Genomic DNA, 15,027 nt, shown 5'->3' with positions numbered 1-15,027 from the left:
GCAGTGTCGCATTTCGTCGTCAGATCGCACAATCGATAGCGGTTGCCATGGTTATAATGCGTCTCATGGAAAATCAAGAACAATTCGTCCAGTGGCTGCGTTCCGTCGCACCGTACATTCACGCCTTCCGCGGCAAGACCTTTGTCATCGCGTTCCCGGGTGAGTTGGTCAAGGCTGGCGCGTTACCGGTGCTGGCACAGGATTTGTCTTTATTGCATGCTCTCGGCATCAAAGTCGTCATCGTGCACGGCTCGCGTCCGCAAGTAGAAGAACAGTTGGCGCTGCGAAATGTAGAAGCCCGCTTCCACGACGGCTTGCGCATTACCGACACCGCAGCGCTGGAATGCGCAAAAGAAGCGGCTGGCGAATTGCGCCTCGATATCGAAGCCGCCTTCAGTCAGGGCTTGCCGAACACGCCTATGGCGCACGCTGCGATTCGTATCATTTCCGGCAACTTCGTCACTGCGCGCCCTATCGGCATCATTGATGGTGTCGATCTGGAACTGACCGGCGTGACACGCAAGATCGCTTATGAAGCGATACACCCAATTTTGAATGCGGGTGGCCTGGTATTACTGTCGCCGCTGGGATTCTCACCTACAGGTGAAATCTTCAATCTGACGATGGAGGACGTAGCCGTCTCGGCAGCAGTTGCCTTGCGCGCCGACAAATTGATTTTCATCACCGAAACGCCAATGATTAAAGACATGGGCGGTGTGGAAATACATGAGCTGTCATCGCATCAGGTCGATGCCGTGCTGAGCTACGATTGCGTCCCTGCTGATTCCGCCTTCTATTTGCAGCATGCAGTACAAGCCTGTAACGGCGGCGTACCGCGTGCACACATCGTGCCATTCACCACCGACGGTTCGGCCTTGCTGGAATTGTTTACGCATGATGGCGTCGGCACCATGATCTCTTTCGAGAATCTGGAAAGTCTGCGCGATGCCACGATTGAAGATGTCGGCGGCATTCTTAAATTGATCGAACCGCTGGAAGCCGATGGCACATTAGTCAAACGCGGCCGCGAATTGATCGAACGCGAAATCGATTACTTCTCCGTCATCGAACATGATGGCGTGATCTTCGGTTGTGCGGCGCTCTACCCTTTCCCTGCCGAGAAAATGGCAGAGATGGCATGTCTGATCGTCAATCCGGAAGTGCAAACACAAGGCGATGGCGAACGTTTGCTCAAGCACATGGAGAACCGTGCACGTGCTGCCGGTTTGAAAAAACTGTTTGTCCTGACCACACGTACCGCGCACTGGTTCTTGAAGCGCGGCTTCGTCCCGGCGACCGTCGACGACTTGCCAAAGAATCGTCAACAAATGTACAACTGGCAGCGCAAATCACTGGTTTTCACAAAAAACCTATAATGTCGCCTCTTTACCCAATATGCGCCGTCGCTCCTGGCAGCGGCGGCATTTGATTCAACACCTGAGCCACCCGCGATATTTACCCAACAGCGCGGTATAGCGATAGAAAAGGATAGCAACATGACACGCATGATTCACTGCATCAAACTGGACAAGGAAGCGGAAGGATTGGACTTTCCTCCGTATCCGGGCGAACTCGGCAAACGTATTTATGAAACCGTATCGAAAGAAGCATGGGCGGCCTGGCTCAAGCATCAAACAATGCTGGTCAATGAAAACCGTTTGAACCTGGCCGATGTACGTGCACGCAAATATCTGGCTACGCAAATGGAAAAACACTTCTTCGGCGACGGCGCTGATGCAGCACAAGGTTACGTACCACCAACCTACTGATCTGCTTCATACATAAAAAAGCCGACGTCTTATCGCGTCGGCTTTTTTACGTCTGCTGTTTTAATAAAACCGAACTTCCCCCGTCTTTACATCCAGCATCGCACCCACAATCTTCACCTGATTATTCGCAGCCATCTCGCGCAAAATCGGACTTCTGTCGTGCACAGCTTGCACCATCCTCTTCACATTGTTTTCTGCTACGGCATCGACAAAGGCGTAATTATGCGAAGAGCGATCCGCGCCTTTCGTATCCGACGTGGCACTGACGACAGGACGTATCTTCGCCAACAATCCACTCAAATTTCCCAGCGCGATGTTGTCGCATGCGCCTTTCACCGCGCCGCATGAGGTATGACCGAGCACGACGATTAATTTGGTGCCCGCTACTTTCGAACCGTATTCAAGACTACCGAGAATATCTTCGTTAATCACGTTACCAGCCACACGCGCGTTGAAAGCGTCACCGATGCCAAGATCGAATACCAGCGATGGCGACGAGCGTGAATCGATACAACTGACGATGCTGACAAACGGGAATTGCCCATTCTTGCCAGTCGCCAGAACTTGCGCAGGCAAATCATGCGCACCACCTTTGCCCGACACAAAACGCGCATTGCCATCCTTCAGCAATTGCAAAGCTTGCTCCGCCGTCATGCTGCTCTGCACTTGCTGCGTCATCACGGCTGGATGAGCCGATGTCGATGGACTTCCTTGCTGGCTGGCACATGCCGCCAAAACCAGACTTACCATCAACACGCTTATTCTGCGTAGCCATCTGCTGCTGCCGACATCCTGCATACTTTTTCTCCTATTTGCTAAATTGTAAAAATATTAATTTTATTAAATTAACAAATACTTTGGAAGTGAATATCGCAGCGCTAACAAGAAAAAAGCCCGCAGAATAATCTGCGGGCTTTTGTATTTCTTACTGTTCTTCGATATCAATCAGGTCGTGCTATCGGTTCTATCCTTCGTTCGTATAGAGAATTCGTCGCAGACAAAATTTCACGCAAGAGCATCACAAAACTCGATACCAGGCACAACATCGCCAGAATAAAAAAGATCGCGATAAATTTGGATAACTCGACAGTCAGGGCATCGCCCACGAACAAGGAGATGATCACCATGCTGACCATCAAGGCACAGGCTGTACTCAGCACAATGGCACGATTGATCAAATGCGCACGCGGATAAAGCGTGACCAGTTCTGCATTCAAGTCTGGATGATGTATAGGATCGGTTGTGCGCAGTTTTTCTTCCAATACACGCGAACGATCAGTGATCCGGCCCAAACGATTGGTCAAGACCATCAAATTGGTGCCCACACCTGTGAGTAAGAACACAGGCGCTACTGACAACTGAATCATGTGACCAATGTCACCGACTTGAATTTCCATGGCTATATCTAAAAAGTAAAACGACTTAAACGTAAAATAACTGCTTGAGTAAGCTCTGACAAGCTGATTTCACAGCATACTCGCCCTTCTGCGACATGTCATGCCTGAAGCACTAGGCAACAGGCAAGACCATCACAACACTTCAACCCATCATTGCTTCTGAATCTCGCCACCCAAAGCTTCTACCAAATCAGCCAGCATACGGCTCAATTCGCCGGTCATCAGCATGATGTCCGAGTCAAAGCGTTCATCATCGTTCTGCGCGGTGGTATCAGCGTTTTCCTTGATCACATCCAGCGGTGCAACACGCTTGATCGTCAACGATTCGGTCAATACGAAGGAAATCTTGTCTGCCCAGGTCATCGCCAGACGTGTGCATTGCTTGCCGGATGCAATGTGGCGGCGTACATCATCGGCTTCCAGTGTATGACGTACATAACGTACGGTTGCCTTGCCTTCGCCGTTGGCGCGCAATTCCGTATCTTGATCGACGGTAAAGCCGCTCGGTGCTGTATCGGCAACCAGCCATTCGGTCATGGCCGCGACCGGTGATTGCGTTACGTGCAGCGCTTCCATTGGTAATTTTTCGACGGATTTGATCAGCAACTTGATGACTTCATCCGCTTTGGCCGGGCTGCCGGCATCGACTACCAACCAACCGTTGACCGGATCGATCCAGACCCAAGTCTGACGCCAGACGCTGAAAGCGCGCGGCAACAGCTCGTCGGTGACGTCTTCCTTGATTTCCTTCATTTGCTTGCGGCCAGGCTTGAAGCCTTGCTGCTCTTCGATCTCCGCCGCCTTGATCTTGGTGACTTGATTGATCACGGTAGTCGGCAGCAGTTTTTTCTCGGTACCAAGCAAGAGCAAAATCTGCTTGTTGAGTGAATACACCAGTTCGCCATTTTCGCGTGGCGATACCCAGCCCTGGCTTTGCATATCCAGGCTGCTACATGGCTGAAACGCGTGCGGCGCCAAATCTGCTGCCAACTGCTCGGTTGTAATAGCCCACGGTGCAGGAAGACGATATATCTGAAGATTCTTGAACCACATGGCTTGCCCCGAAAAAAAGGGGCTATTCTACACGCGACCCGATAGCTGGCCACACACAAAATTGCGTTGAATCCGCTTCAAATAAAATGCAGAAAAGGCTGGTATTGATCCGCAAAACCTTATATGGAAAAGACTGTGTCTTATCCTGTCAAACCCCGCGGAAACACTCGCGGTAGCGGTTATAATACGCGTCACCTGTTATCTGAGCGGCGCGTGTTCGTGAGCAACTGATCGCAAGCAACGTTACCCGCCAGAAATTGATCGAAGAAATTTAAAACGCATCTGCGTCACCATTTACCGTACTCATGTCCAAAAGCTCATCCCGCAAGCCGATCGAAATCAAGATTTCCACCGTCGTCGCCGTCTCCGCCATTCTGCGGGAAGCCAACCTTGCCGTACTCGATACCGCAATGCAGGAAATGACTGGCGGCAATGCCGATTTTTTCGATGATGAATTTGCTGTCATCGATGTTGGCTCGCTGGACCCTGCTGGCCAAACCATAGACTGGGCGGCCATCACTGCTCTGCTCAAATCGTATCGACTGAACGCGGTTGCCGTGCGCAACGCAACGCCAGAGATGGTGTCCGAGATACTGGCGCAAGGTCTGAGCCTGGACGGCACGGTCAAGACGCGCGAACAAAATCCAAGCGCACCGGGACAAGCTGAAATCGAGCTGGAGCCACCCGTCGTGCAGATTGCACCAGAACCGGCACCAGTACAGACAGCAGCACCAGTGGCAACACAATTTGCTGCCAACACCATGATCATCGATACGCCGGTGCGCGCAGGTCAGCGCATTTACGCACGTGGCGCCGACTTGATCATCACGGCCGCCGTCAACAATGGCGCAGAAGTCATCGCCGACGGCAGCATCCATATTTACGCACCTTTGCGCGGTCGTGCGCTCGCAGGTGCAAGCGGTAATACAGAAGCACGTATTTTTACATTAAGCATGGAAGCGGAACTGGTATCGATCGCCGGCATGTATCGCACATTTGAAAACGGTTTTCCGGCAGATCGTGCGCAACAGGCAACGCAAGTTCGGCTGGTAGGCGATCGTATCGACATGCTGCCCCTCAAGGCAGCGGCATAAACTTATTATTTAACGAAAGGGGTTTCCTTTGGCAAAAATCATCGTTGTAACGTCGGGTAAAGGCGGCGTCGGCAAAACCACTTCGAGCGCAAGCTTTGCGTCCGGTCTGGCCATGCGCGGACATAAAACTGTCGTCATCGATTTCGACGTTGGCCTGCGCAATCTCGATTTGATCATGGGCTGCGAACGCCGCGTGGTGTACGACCTGATCAATGTCGTCAACAAGGAAGCAACGCTGAATCAAGCGCTGATCAAGGACAAGCACTGCGACAATCTGTTCGTGCTGCCTGCATCGCAAACACGTGACAAAGATGCGCTCTCGGAAGAAGGCGTGGAACGCGTACTGCAAGATCTGGCTGCTATGGATTTCGAATTCATCATCTGCGACTCGCCTGCCGGTATCGAACACGGTGCTGTCATGGCGCTGACATTTGCTGATGAAGCCATCATCGTCACCAATCCTGAAGTGTCGTCGGTACGCGATTCGGATCGCATCCTCGGCATCATTCAAGCCAAATCGCGTCGTGCATTAAACGGCGGCGAACCGGTCAAGGAACATTTGTTGATTACCCGCTATGTACCGAAGCGTGTGGAAGCTGGCGAAATGCTGTCTTACACCGACGTGCAGGAAATCCTGCGCATTCCACTGGTCGGCATCATTCCGGAATCGGAATCTGTATTGCACGCATCGAACTCCGGCAATCCTGCGATTCATATCGAAGGCAGTGAAGTATCAGAAGCCTACAAAGATGTGGTCTCGCGCTTCCTCGGCGAAGACCTCCCATTGCGATTTACTGACTACGAAAAGCCTGGCTTTCTGCAGAGAATTTTTGGAGGTAAGTAATCATGGCTCTCCTGTCTTTCCTGTTTAATACCAAGCCGAAAACTGCAAGCGCCGCCAAGGAACGTCTGCAGATCATCATTGCGCGTGAACGTAATGGCCGCGCCGGTCCTGACTTCCTGCCAGCTCTGCATCAAGAGTTGATCGCTGTGATTTCAAAATACGTGAAGGTCAATCCGGACGACATCAAGATTTCTCTGAATAGCCAGGGCAATCTGGAAGTGTTGGACGTCAACGTCGTGCTGCCGGACGACGCGATTGAAGCTGCAATCAAGTAATTAAGTAGTAATTAAGTGGCGGAATTTTCGCCTTGCTCTGCGCATTCATCTGGATTTCCGCTCATACGGGAATCCAGAGCAGTATCACCACCCGCATGAAAAAAATGCATGCGCCATCTGCCAGCTGAGAGATAACGTATCATTTCACATCATTTATTTTTCGAGATCCCATCATGAAAACCAAAGCCGCCGTCGCCTGGAAAGCAGGACAACCATTGACCATCGAAGAAGTGGAACTGGGTGGCCCACGTGAAGGTGAAGTGCTCGTCGAGATCAAAGCTACCGGCATTTGCCATACTGATTACTACACACTGTCAGGCGCTGACCCTGAAGGCATCTTCCCTGCCATCCTCGGCCATGAAGGCGCGGGCGTAGTGGTTGAAGTTGGCCCTGGTGTCAAAAGCCTGAAAAAAGACGACCACGTCATTCCGCTCTACACACCGGAATGCCGCGAATGCAAATTCTGCCTGTCGCGCAAAACCAATCTGTGCCAAAAAATCCGCTCGACCCAAGGTCGCGGTTTGATGCCGGATGCAACCAGCCGTTTCTCTATCGATGGCAAGCCTCTGTTTCACTACATGGGTACATCGACGTTCTCCAATTACATCGTCGTGCCGGAAATCGCTCTGGCGAAAATCCGCGAAGATGCACCGTTCGACAAAGTTTGCTACATCGGCTGTGGCGTGACCACCGGCGTGGGCGCAGTCTTGTTCACGGCAAAAGTGGAAGCTGGTGCCAACGTGGTCGTGTTCGGGCTCGGCGGTATCGGCCTCAACGTGATTCAAGCAGCACGCATGGTTGGTGCTGACAAGATCATTGGTGTCGATCTGAATCCTGCGCGCGAAGCAATGGCACGCAAGTTCGGCATGACGCACTTCATCAATCCGAGCAAAGTCGAGAACGTGGTTGACGCCATCGTGCAATTGACTGACGGCGGCGCAGACTACAGCTTCGAATGCATCGGCAATGTACACACGATGCGCCAAGCATTGGAATGCTGTCACAAAGGCTGGGGTCAATCGATCGTCATCGGCGTGGCAGAAGCCGGTGCAGAAATCAGCACACGTCCATTCCAATTGGTCACTGGTCGCGAATGGAAAGGCTCCGCTTTCGGCGGCGCACGCGGTCGCACCGACGTACCGAAGATCGTTGATTGGTACATGGAAGGCAAACTGAATATCGATGATCTGATCACGCACAAATTGCCATTGGAACGTATCAATGAAGGCTTCGATCTGATGAAGAGCGGCGAATCGATCCGCTCGGTTGTTGTTTACTAAGTTAATTGAAAAGTTAAGTGGGGAAAGAAGTGGAACTGACCAGCCAGCACAAATGCTTTAACGGCACACAAAGTTTTTACAAACACGAGTCGACGTCGACTGGTTTGCCTATGACGTTTTCCGTGTATCAACCGCCACAGGCCAAGCATAAAAAAGTACCTGTATTGTTTTATCTGGCCGGTCTGACCTGCACTGAAGAAACCTTCATGATCAAGGGCGGCGCGCAGCGTTATGCGGCCGAGCACGGCATCATGCTGGTGACCATGGATACCAGCCCACGCCGTACCGGCATCAAGGGCGCTGCTGAAAGCTGGGACTTCGGTCACGGTGCAGGCTTCTATATCGATGCGACGCAACAACCGTGGGCTACGCACTTCCGTATGGAAAGCTACGTCGTGCACGAGCTGCGCAACATCATCATCGCCAACTTCCCTGCACTCGCCGATCGCATAGGCGTGTTCGGCCATTCGATGGGCGGTCATGGTGCGTTGACGCTGGCTCTAAAGCATCCTGATATTTATAAATCAGTATCAGCCTTTGCACCTATCACCGCGCCTAGTCATTGCCCGTGGGGTCAAAAAGCCTTTTCAAATTATCTGGGTAGCGATCATGCGGAATGGGCTAAACACGATGCGAGCGCATTGATGCGTGCGCGCAAGACACCGTTCCCGCAAGGCATACTGATCGATCAGGGATTGGATGATGAATTCCTCGATATCGAATTGCTGCCACATCATTTCGAATCGGCATGCTGGACCGCTGAGCAGCCATTGACGCTGCGTCGTCATTCCGGCTACGACCACAATTACTATTTCATCTCGACCTTCATGCAGGATCACATCGCCTTCCATGCAGGCATCCTGAACAAGTAATCGCATCATCAACGATCAGTGCCTGAATGTTCATTCGGCCGTTTTTTTATGCCCATAAAAAATGGCGCTGTAGAGATCAACTCTGCAGCGCCATTTTTCTATCCGATCAAGTCGGATAACTCAGATTTTAAAACTCTTCCCAATCATCCGTATTGCCATTGACTGCGGCCTTGGTCGGCGTCGCTTTGGTCCGTTCCGGTACCGCCACTGACGATTTAGTCGACTTAGTCACTGCTGGTGCACGCACTGCTGTCGATTGAATTGTACGAGGAGCTGTCTGCTGCGCCGATGCATATTCACCACCAACCTGGAATACGCTGACAGCTTGCGCCAGATTTTTGGCTTGATCCTGCAAGGATTCAGCTGCCGCTGCCGCCTCTTCCACCAGCGCCGCATTCTGCTGCGTGACTTGATCCATTTGGCCGATGGCCTGATTCACTTGTTCGATACCGTCGCTTTGTTCCTGGCTCGCTGCAGTGATCTCGGCCATGATGTCAGCAACGCGCTTCACGCCATCGACGATTTCATCCATGGTGCTACCGGCTTCTGCCACCAGTTTGCTACCGGCATCGACTTTCTCGACTGAGTCGCCGATCAAGGCCTTGATTTCTTTCGCAGCGGCGGCTGAACGTTGTGCCAGATTACGCACTTCCGTTGCCACTACGGCAAAACCACGGCCTTGCTCACCAGCACGCGCAGCTTCCACTGCAGCATTCAAAGCCAGAATATTGGTCTGGAATGCGATGCCATCGATGACACCAATGATGTCGACAATCTTCTTCGCCGAATCGTTGATGGAACCCATCGTATCAACCACTTGCGAAACAACCGTGCCGCCCTTGACTGCGACCGCCGATGCAGCGACTGCCAATTGATTTGCTTGGCGTGAATTGTCAGCATTCTGTTTGACAGTCGAAGTCAGCTCTTCCATCGAAGATGCGGTTTCTTCCAGCGAGCTGGCTTGTTCTTCGGTACGGGAAGAGAGATCCAGATTACCGCTGGCAATTTCGCTGGATGCAGTCGCAATCGTGTCTGTACCCATGCGAATCTGCGTCACGGTTTTTGCCAAGCTGTCCTGCATACGACGCAGTGCATTGAGCAACAGCCCTGGCTCATCTTGCGCAGCAACCATGGTGCTACGTGTAGTCAAATCGCCTTCTGCCACCGATTCAGCTACCGACAATGCTTCCTGCAATGGTCGTGTGATACCGACTGTCAGACGCCAAGCGATGAGTGCACCCAGAACCAATGCAATCAAGGCACCTATGATCAAGGTCATGCGCCCCGATACAAAATCAGCCGTAATCGACTCATCCGCCAGTTTCACTTCATTCTGATAATACGCAACCACATCTTTTACGCTATCAACGTATGCATCCAACGCCGGCACCATTTTTGTATCGATCATTTGGTTGGCTTCATCGATATTGCCACCAGCCTTAACCGCAAGAATCGATTTGCGAATGTCGATATAGGTAGATCTTTTCTTTGCCACTTCGGCAAATAATCCTTTTTCCTTGTCTGTGTTGATCCGGTCTTCAATACTCTTTTGGATTTCGGTAATTTGCGCACTCTGTGCGGTAATCGCCTTTTGGAAAAAAGCCTGAACTTCCGCATTCGACGCTTTTACCAAAGCCAATGTACGTACGGCATTAACACTCGTTCCTTGCAACCACTCCCCTGCTGCTTTTTGTTTTTGCAGGGATTCATCCACCAGATGACGACTTGCATCATTGATGTTTTGCAAACGCATAATGCCGGTTGCTCCCATTGCCGCGACCAGCAACAAGATCAATCCGAAACCCAAACCAAGTCTTACACCTATTTTCATATTTGCGATGCGCATCGTGTCCCCTCCAAAATTACGTTTTGTTCTACCAACATCTTTATTCCATTCTCCAGAGTGAAAATCGACACATGCAATATGCTGATAAATCATCTGACCTGAGGATACGATCCGTCATTCATGTTTTCTCATAACATTTTGAAAACATGGACTAAATATCAAAAAACATTTTTAGTCATACGTTTGTCATATATCGGCAGTAAATATCAAAGGTTAACGGTGCAGCACAAAAATAGTGCAAACATTCACCAATATGGACAAATACATAATAGAAATTGTGCACCGCATTAAATTGCAATTGATTTGCGTCTACACAACTGATGATGATGCAAGAGCAGAAAATCCTGCCCTTGCGATAAGCGTTGAATAATGCTCGAAATTTGAATGTACGAGAGCGTCAGAAGCGCTCATACCCTTTCAGATAACGCCACTGCCCTGCAGGCAAGCTCGACATCGGCATGCGCGCGATGCGTATACGTTTCAAGCTGACGACTTTCAAACCAACCATCTCGCACATGTGTGCGATCTGACCACGCTGTACGCCCTTCAAGGCGAAGCGCAAGCGCGTTTCGTTTTGCCAGCTCACCTTGATCGGCGGCAAAGGCTTGCGGTTGAAGGTCAAGCCGTGGTTCAGCAAAGCCAATCCATTTGGCACGAGATCACCGCTGACTTCAACGATGTATTCCTGCTCCACAGTCGCAGCTTCATCAATCAATTTGCGTGCGATATGCCAATCCTGCGTGTAGACAACAAGGCCACTGGCATAGGTTTCCAGGTTATCTGTCGGCTTCAGATCAACGGTATGTTTTTTCAGAAAACGAATACCGGAACGATCTTCCGCATACAAATTCTCAGGCGTGATGCTCTGCAAGGCCGTGGCGACATCGATACCAGCAGGTTTATGCAAAAGGATGGTGACAGGATCGACCGCGACCAATGTCGCATCAGGAGACAGGAGTATGGATTGTTGCTGCGTAACGCGATAACCGGGTTCTTCAATCACGATCCCGTCTACCGTTACCCAACCGCCTTCAATGTATTGCTCTGCTTCGCGACGGGAACAAGGAACCGATTCGGCGACGCGTTTCGAGAGACGGATAGAGTCGACCATGATGAGGCAATCTGAAAAAGATGTGTATTGTCAGCTTGCCGCTCGGTAGCTGCAAGCCTTTTAGCTCGCAGCGTTAAACATGACGATAAAGAATGGATAAAAGTTGGCGCAGGAACAACTGGCGCAAAACTGCAACCAGTTGTATCCCCAAGTGGTATCGCTACTAAGCCGCTTTGGCTTCAGTGCTGCTTTCTTTCGTCGCCGGGCTAGCAGTGCCAGATGCAATACCTTCGCTCTCCCAGCGATCGAATTCCGCCATGATTGCAGCATGCGTTTTCTGGCTGATTTCCGGCAAGGTCCCGCCCAGCATGTCACTCGCTTCCTTGAAGCCCTTTTCCACCGCTGCGCGTATGGCTGCCAGCTTGCTTGGATCATCACCGATCACACTCTTCGCAAAATTGAGTATGCGTTCCGACACTTGCTTGATACCGAACTCACCATCTTCAGCAATCGCCGCTTTGGCTGCCTCGATAGTCTCCGCATCAGTCGTCAGTGTCTGCTCACCACTCACCACTTTCGCAATATTCAATCCTTGCTGTTCCAGCAAAGGCAGAATCAGATTGATGATTTCCTTCACTTTACGATTGGACTCTTCCAGCATGGTGGCAACATCAGGACGCGCTTGCGCCGCTGTATTACGCAGATCACCGTAGGTAGCGTCTTCTGCCGGTTGCGCGCCTAGTGTCACCTTGTCGCTGACGCTGGTTTCCGTTTTTTCGGAGACACGTTGCGTTGCTTCACGTGCAGCCATCGCAGGCAAGGTAGCTGGTCGTTGTGTCGTATTGTTATTTAAACTTGTAATGCTCATGCGAGACCCCTTACTCATCAAATTGACGAAAAATGATCGCATTGACAACAACGCACTCGAACTTGCCGCGATCCTATCCTTGATAACGGCTGAAAAAAGAAAAAGCTGAGTACAGATGCAAACGGCGGCCCAATTTATTGGCACGAAAGCAACTTAAAAATAAAACTCCCAAATAAATCAAGGCCATAGCCTGCTTTAAGCCGCCTTGCTGCACGCCAAAGCTGTATACTGTCGCCTTCCTCGCCCCACGCGAAATGATGTCGATATAGACATTACTTCCAACCATTGCATCTCATGAGCGCACAGCCAAAAAATCTGTTTTCCTATTCAAGCAAACGTCCGCGCGATATCAAGCCCGCGCCTTTTCTGCCTATGTCTCGCGCAGAAATGGACAAACTTGGATGGGATAGCTGTGACGTCATTCTGGTAACGGGCGATGCCTACATTGATCATCCAAGCTTCGGCATGGCACTGGTTGGACGTTTATTGGAATCGCAAGGCTTCCGCGTCGGTATCATCAGCCAACCGGATTGGCTGTCGGCAGAACCGTTCCGCGCACTCGGCAAACCAAATCTGTATTTCGGCATCACCGCCGGCAATATGGATTCGATGGTCAATCGCTATACGTCTGATCGCAAGATCCGCTCCGACGATGCCTACACACCTAACGGCGAACCGAACAAACGTCCGGATCGTGCGGTGACTGTGTATTCGCAACGCGCACGCGAAGCCTATCCCGGCGTCAACGTCGTCATCGGCAGTATCGAAGCAAGCTTGCGCCGCATCGCACATTACGATTACTGGTCGGACAAAGTACGTCGCTCGGTATTGCCTGACTCAAAAGCAGACATCCTGATCTTCGGTAATGCAGAACGCGCATTGGTCGATCTGACACATCGCGTGGCCGCAGGCGAACCTATTTCTTCCATCCGTGATTTGCGCGGCACAGCCTTCATGGTGCCACCCGGCTGGAAACCAACACCAGAATGGACAGAAGCCAATTCGACTCGCGTTGATACACCGGGCAAAGTCGATGCGCATCCCGATCCGTATGAAATGAAGATGAAGAATACGGAAGGTTGCAAAACTTCCGAAGACGCATCTTCCGCTACACCACCAGCACCTGTAGAAGCACCCGTCAAAGTCATCAAAATCATGAGCCGCGAAGAGCGCCGTGAAGCCGAACGTGAAGTCCGCAACAAGACTGTCGTACGTCTGCCATCCTACGATGTGATCAAGGACGATCCGGTTTTGTACGCACATGCTTCACGTGTATTCCATCTGGAATCCAATCCCGGTAATGCCCGCGCAATGGTGCAAGCGCATGGCGAACGCGACGTCTGGCTCAATCCGCCGCCACTGCCATTGGCCATGGATGAGATGGATGGCGTGTACGACATGAACTACGCACGTGCACCGCATCCGATCTACGGCAAGGCGCGCATCCCGGCGTGGGAAATGATCCGCTTCTCGGTCAACATCATGCGCGGCTGCTTCGGTGGTTGTACCTTCTGCTCGATCACTGAACATGAAGGCCGCATCATTCAGAGTCGCTCCGAGCCGTCCATCTTGCGCGAGATCGAATTGATCCGCGACAAGGTCAAAGGCTTCACCGGCACAATTTCCGATCTGGGTGGCCCGACTGCGAATATGTATCGCCTCGCGTGCAAAGACAAACGCATCGAAGAGTCATGCCGTCGTCTGTCCTGCGTGTATCCAAGTATCTGCTCCAACCTTGGCACCGATCACAGCAAGCTGATCCAGTTGTACCGCAAGGCACGCGCCATTCCTGGCATCAAAAAGATTTTGGTCAGCTCCGGCTTGCGTTACGACCTCGCCGTGCGTTCACCTGAATACGTCAAGGAACTGGTGTCGCATCACGTTGGTGGCTTGCTGAAGATCGCACCAGAACACTCGGAAGAAGGCCCATTGTCGAAGATGATGAAGCCGGGCATGGGTGCTTACGACAAGTTCAAGGAACTGTTCGAGAAGTATTCGAAGGAAGCCGGGAAGGAACAGTATCTGATCCCTTACTTCATCGCGGCGCATCCTGGCACCACCGATGAAGACATGTTGAATCTGGCGCTGTGGCTGAAGAAAAACAACTTCCGCCTCGATCAGGTACAAACTTTCATGCCTACGCCTATGGCATTGGCAACGACCATGTATCACACACGCAAGAATCCATTGCGCAAAGTGACCGAAGATTCAGAAGCAGTAGAAACCGTACGCACCGGCAAAATCCGCAAACTGCACAAAGCTTTCCTGCGTTATCACGATCCAGACAACTGGGAAATCCTGCGCGAAGGTTTGCAACGCATGGGACGCAGCGATTTGATCGGTAGCGGCGAGCATCATCTGGTGCCGCGTCATGCAGCGCCATCGCGCGCCGTTATCGCCGCAGAACATAGACGCGAAACGCCGGGACCGAATCAGTTGGCGAAAAAATTCGGCCAGAACAAACCGCGTCCAGGTGCCGCCGTACAGCGTACGCCAACTACGCGCACCCCGACTGCACGTACTACGACAAATCGCAGTGCAGTCGCGGCAAGACCTGCACGCAAAAGCACTACCGTCACCAGCAAAGGTGGGCGAAAATAAAATCCATGGGCCATGCCCTGTTTTCTTTTCGCTACCTCCATCGCATTTTTAGCTATGACAATCGCAACGCAGACATG

The 15,027-nt window shown here is 51.6% G+C and carries 15 protein-coding genes; 8 read left to right on the top strand and 7 right to left on the bottom strand.

Features of this window, described 5'->3' with window-relative positions; genetic code table 11:
• Positions 1-65: 65 nt before the first annotated feature.
• Together argA and AC07N2_RS11140 are read left to right on the top strand one after the other, a co-directional pair.
• Positions 66-1,376 (top strand): amino-acid N-acetyltransferase, encoded by a 1,311-nt coding sequence (gene argA, locus AC07N2_RS11145; protein WP_076593971.1) that lies wholly within the window; start codon positions 66-68, stop codon positions 1,374-1,376.
• A 120-nt stretch (positions 1,377-1,496) separates the two neighbouring features.
• Positions 1,497-1,769, top strand: a complete 273-nt coding sequence (locus tag AC07N2_RS11140; protein WP_012079035.1) for an oxidative damage protection protein — start codon at positions 1,497-1,499, stop codon at positions 1,767-1,769.
• 60 nt (positions 1,770-1,829) lie between these two features.
• Here the strand turns inward: AC07N2_RS11140 and AC07N2_RS11135 are convergent, their stop codons facing one another.
• The 3 genes from AC07N2_RS11135 to AC07N2_RS11125 form a co-directional block, all read right to left on the bottom strand.
• Complete coding sequence (locus tag AC07N2_RS11135; protein WP_494778340.1) at positions 1,830-2,567, bottom strand: carbonic anhydrase family protein; 738 nt, start codon at positions 2,565-2,567, stop codon at positions 1,830-1,832.
• Positions 2,568-2,710: 143 nt separating this feature from the next.
• Positions 2,711-3,166, bottom strand: coding sequence for a DUF2721 domain-containing protein (locus AC07N2_RS11130; protein WP_494778339.1), 456 nt, complete (start codon positions 3,164-3,166; stop codon positions 2,711-2,713).
• 150 nt (positions 3,167-3,316) lie between these two features.
• Positions 3,317-4,219: a recombination-associated protein RdgC gene (locus AC07N2_RS11125; RefSeq protein WP_494778338.1), complete on the bottom strand. Its 903-nt coding sequence runs from the start codon at positions 4,217-4,219 to the stop codon at positions 3,317-3,319.
• Positions 4,220-4,524: 305 nt separating this feature from the next.
• Here AC07N2_RS11125 and minC point away from each other — a divergent pair, with 305 nt between their 5' ends.
• From minC to fghA, 5 genes are all read left to right on the top strand, one after another.
• On the top strand, positions 4,525-5,313 hold the full coding sequence (gene minC, locus AC07N2_RS11120; protein WP_494778337.1) for a septum site-determining protein MinC: 789 nt from the start codon (positions 4,525-4,527) through the stop codon (positions 5,311-5,313).
• A 28-nt stretch (positions 5,314-5,341) separates the two neighbouring features.
• Complete coding sequence (minD, locus tag AC07N2_RS11115) at positions 5,342-6,157, top strand: septum site-determining protein MinD (protein WP_076591856.1); 816 nt, start codon at positions 5,342-5,344, stop codon at positions 6,155-6,157.
• Between the two features lie 2 nt (positions 6,158-6,159).
• Positions 6,160-6,432: a cell division topological specificity factor MinE gene (gene minE, locus AC07N2_RS11110; RefSeq protein ID WP_076591857.1), complete on the top strand. Its 273-nt coding sequence runs from the start codon at positions 6,160-6,162 to the stop codon at positions 6,430-6,432.
• Between the two features lie 173 nt (positions 6,433-6,605).
• Positions 6,606-7,712, top strand: a complete 1,107-nt coding sequence (locus AC07N2_RS11105; protein ID WP_494778336.1) for an S-(hydroxymethyl)glutathione dehydrogenase/class III alcohol dehydrogenase — start codon at positions 6,606-6,608, stop codon at positions 7,710-7,712.
• 29 nt (positions 7,713-7,741) lie between these two features.
• Positions 7,742-8,584 (top strand): S-formylglutathione hydrolase, encoded by an 843-nt coding sequence (gene fghA / locus AC07N2_RS11100; protein WP_494778335.1) that lies wholly within the window; start codon positions 7,742-7,744, stop codon positions 8,582-8,584.
• 127 nt (positions 8,585-8,711) lie between these two features.
• Here fghA and AC07N2_RS11095 read toward each other — a convergent pair whose 3' ends face one another.
• From AC07N2_RS11095 to AC07N2_RS11080, 4 genes are all read right to left on the bottom strand, one after another.
• Positions 8,712-10,430, bottom strand: coding sequence for a methyl-accepting chemotaxis protein (locus tag AC07N2_RS11095; protein WP_494778334.1), 1,719 nt, complete (start codon positions 10,428-10,430; stop codon positions 8,712-8,714).
• Between the two features lie 397 nt (positions 10,431-10,827).
• The gene (locus AC07N2_RS11090) at positions 10,828-11,541 is read right to left on the bottom strand and encodes an rRNA pseudouridine synthase (protein ID WP_494778333.1); all 714 of its coding nucleotides are present in this window, start codon (positions 11,539-11,541) and stop codon (positions 10,828-10,830) included.
• A gap of 163 nt (positions 11,542-11,704) precedes the next feature.
• On the bottom strand, positions 11,705-12,349 hold the full coding sequence (locus AC07N2_RS11085) for a hypothetical protein (RefSeq protein WP_494778332.1): 645 nt from the start codon (positions 12,347-12,349) through the stop codon (positions 11,705-11,707).
• Positions 12,350-12,422: 73 nt separating this feature from the next.
• The gene (locus tag AC07N2_RS11080; protein WP_494778331.1) at positions 12,423-12,635 is read right to left on the bottom strand and encodes a hypothetical protein; all 213 of its coding nucleotides are present in this window, start codon (positions 12,633-12,635) and stop codon (positions 12,423-12,425) included.
• Between the two features lie 86 nt (positions 12,636-12,721).
• On the opposite strand from AC07N2_RS11080, the gene AC07N2_RS11075 reads away from it, so the two are divergent.
• Positions 12,722-14,950, top strand: a complete 2,229-nt coding sequence (locus AC07N2_RS11075; RefSeq protein ID WP_494779243.1) for a YgiQ family radical SAM protein — start codon at positions 12,722-12,724, stop codon at positions 14,948-14,950.
• The last annotated feature ends 77 nt before the right edge of the window (positions 14,951-15,027 follow it).

The sequence above is a fragment of the Herminiimonas sp. GW821-FHT09C12 genome (genome assembly GCF_059416385.1).
This window is presented reverse-complemented; position numbering and strand designations above follow the sequence as displayed.

Bases quoted from the DNA above. Each gene is read 5' to 3' on its own strand.
- argA (WP_076593971.1), top strand. From the start codon at position 66: ATGGAAAATCAAGAACAATTCGTCCAGTGGCTGCGTTCCGTCGCACCG.
- AC07N2_RS11140 (WP_012079035.1), top strand. From the start codon at position 1,497: ATGACACGCATGATTCACTGCATCAAACTGGACAAGGAAGCGGAAGGA.
- AC07N2_RS11135 (WP_494778340.1), bottom strand. From the start codon at position 2,567: ATGCAGGATGTCGGCAGCAGCAGATGGCTACGCAGAATAAGCGTGTTG.
- AC07N2_RS11130 (WP_494778339.1), bottom strand. From the start codon at position 3,166: ATGGAAATTCAAGTCGGTGACATTGGTCACATGATTCAGTTGTCAGTA.
- AC07N2_RS11125 (WP_494778338.1), bottom strand. From the start codon at position 4,219: ATGTGGTTCAAGAATCTTCAGATATATCGTCTTCCTGCACCGTGGGCT.
- minC (WP_494778337.1), top strand. From the start codon at position 4,525: ATGTCCAAAAGCTCATCCCGCAAGCCGATCGAAATCAAGATTTCCACC.
- minE (WP_076591857.1), top strand. From the start codon at position 6,160: ATGGCTCTCCTGTCTTTCCTGTTTAATACCAAGCCGAAAACTGCAAGC.
- AC07N2_RS11105 (WP_494778336.1), top strand. From the start codon at position 6,606: ATGAAAACCAAAGCCGCCGTCGCCTGGAAAGCAGGACAACCATTGACC.
- AC07N2_RS11095 (WP_494778334.1), bottom strand. From the start codon at position 10,430: ATGCGCATCGCAAATATGAAAATAGGTGTAAGACTTGGTTTGGGTTTC.
- AC07N2_RS11090 (WP_494778333.1), bottom strand. From the start codon at position 11,541: ATGGTCGACTCTATCCGTCTCTCGAAACGCGTCGCCGAATCGGTTCCT.
- AC07N2_RS11085 (WP_494778332.1), bottom strand. From the start codon at position 12,349: ATGAGCATTACAAGTTTAAATAACAATACGACACAACGACCAGCTACC.
- AC07N2_RS11080 (WP_494778331.1), bottom strand. From the start codon at position 12,635: ATGGTTGGAAGTAATGTCTATATCGACATCATTTCGCGTGGGGCGAGG.
- AC07N2_RS11075 (WP_494779243.1), top strand. From the start codon at position 12,722: ATGTCTCGCGCAGAAATGGACAAACTTGGATGGGATAGCTGTGACGTC.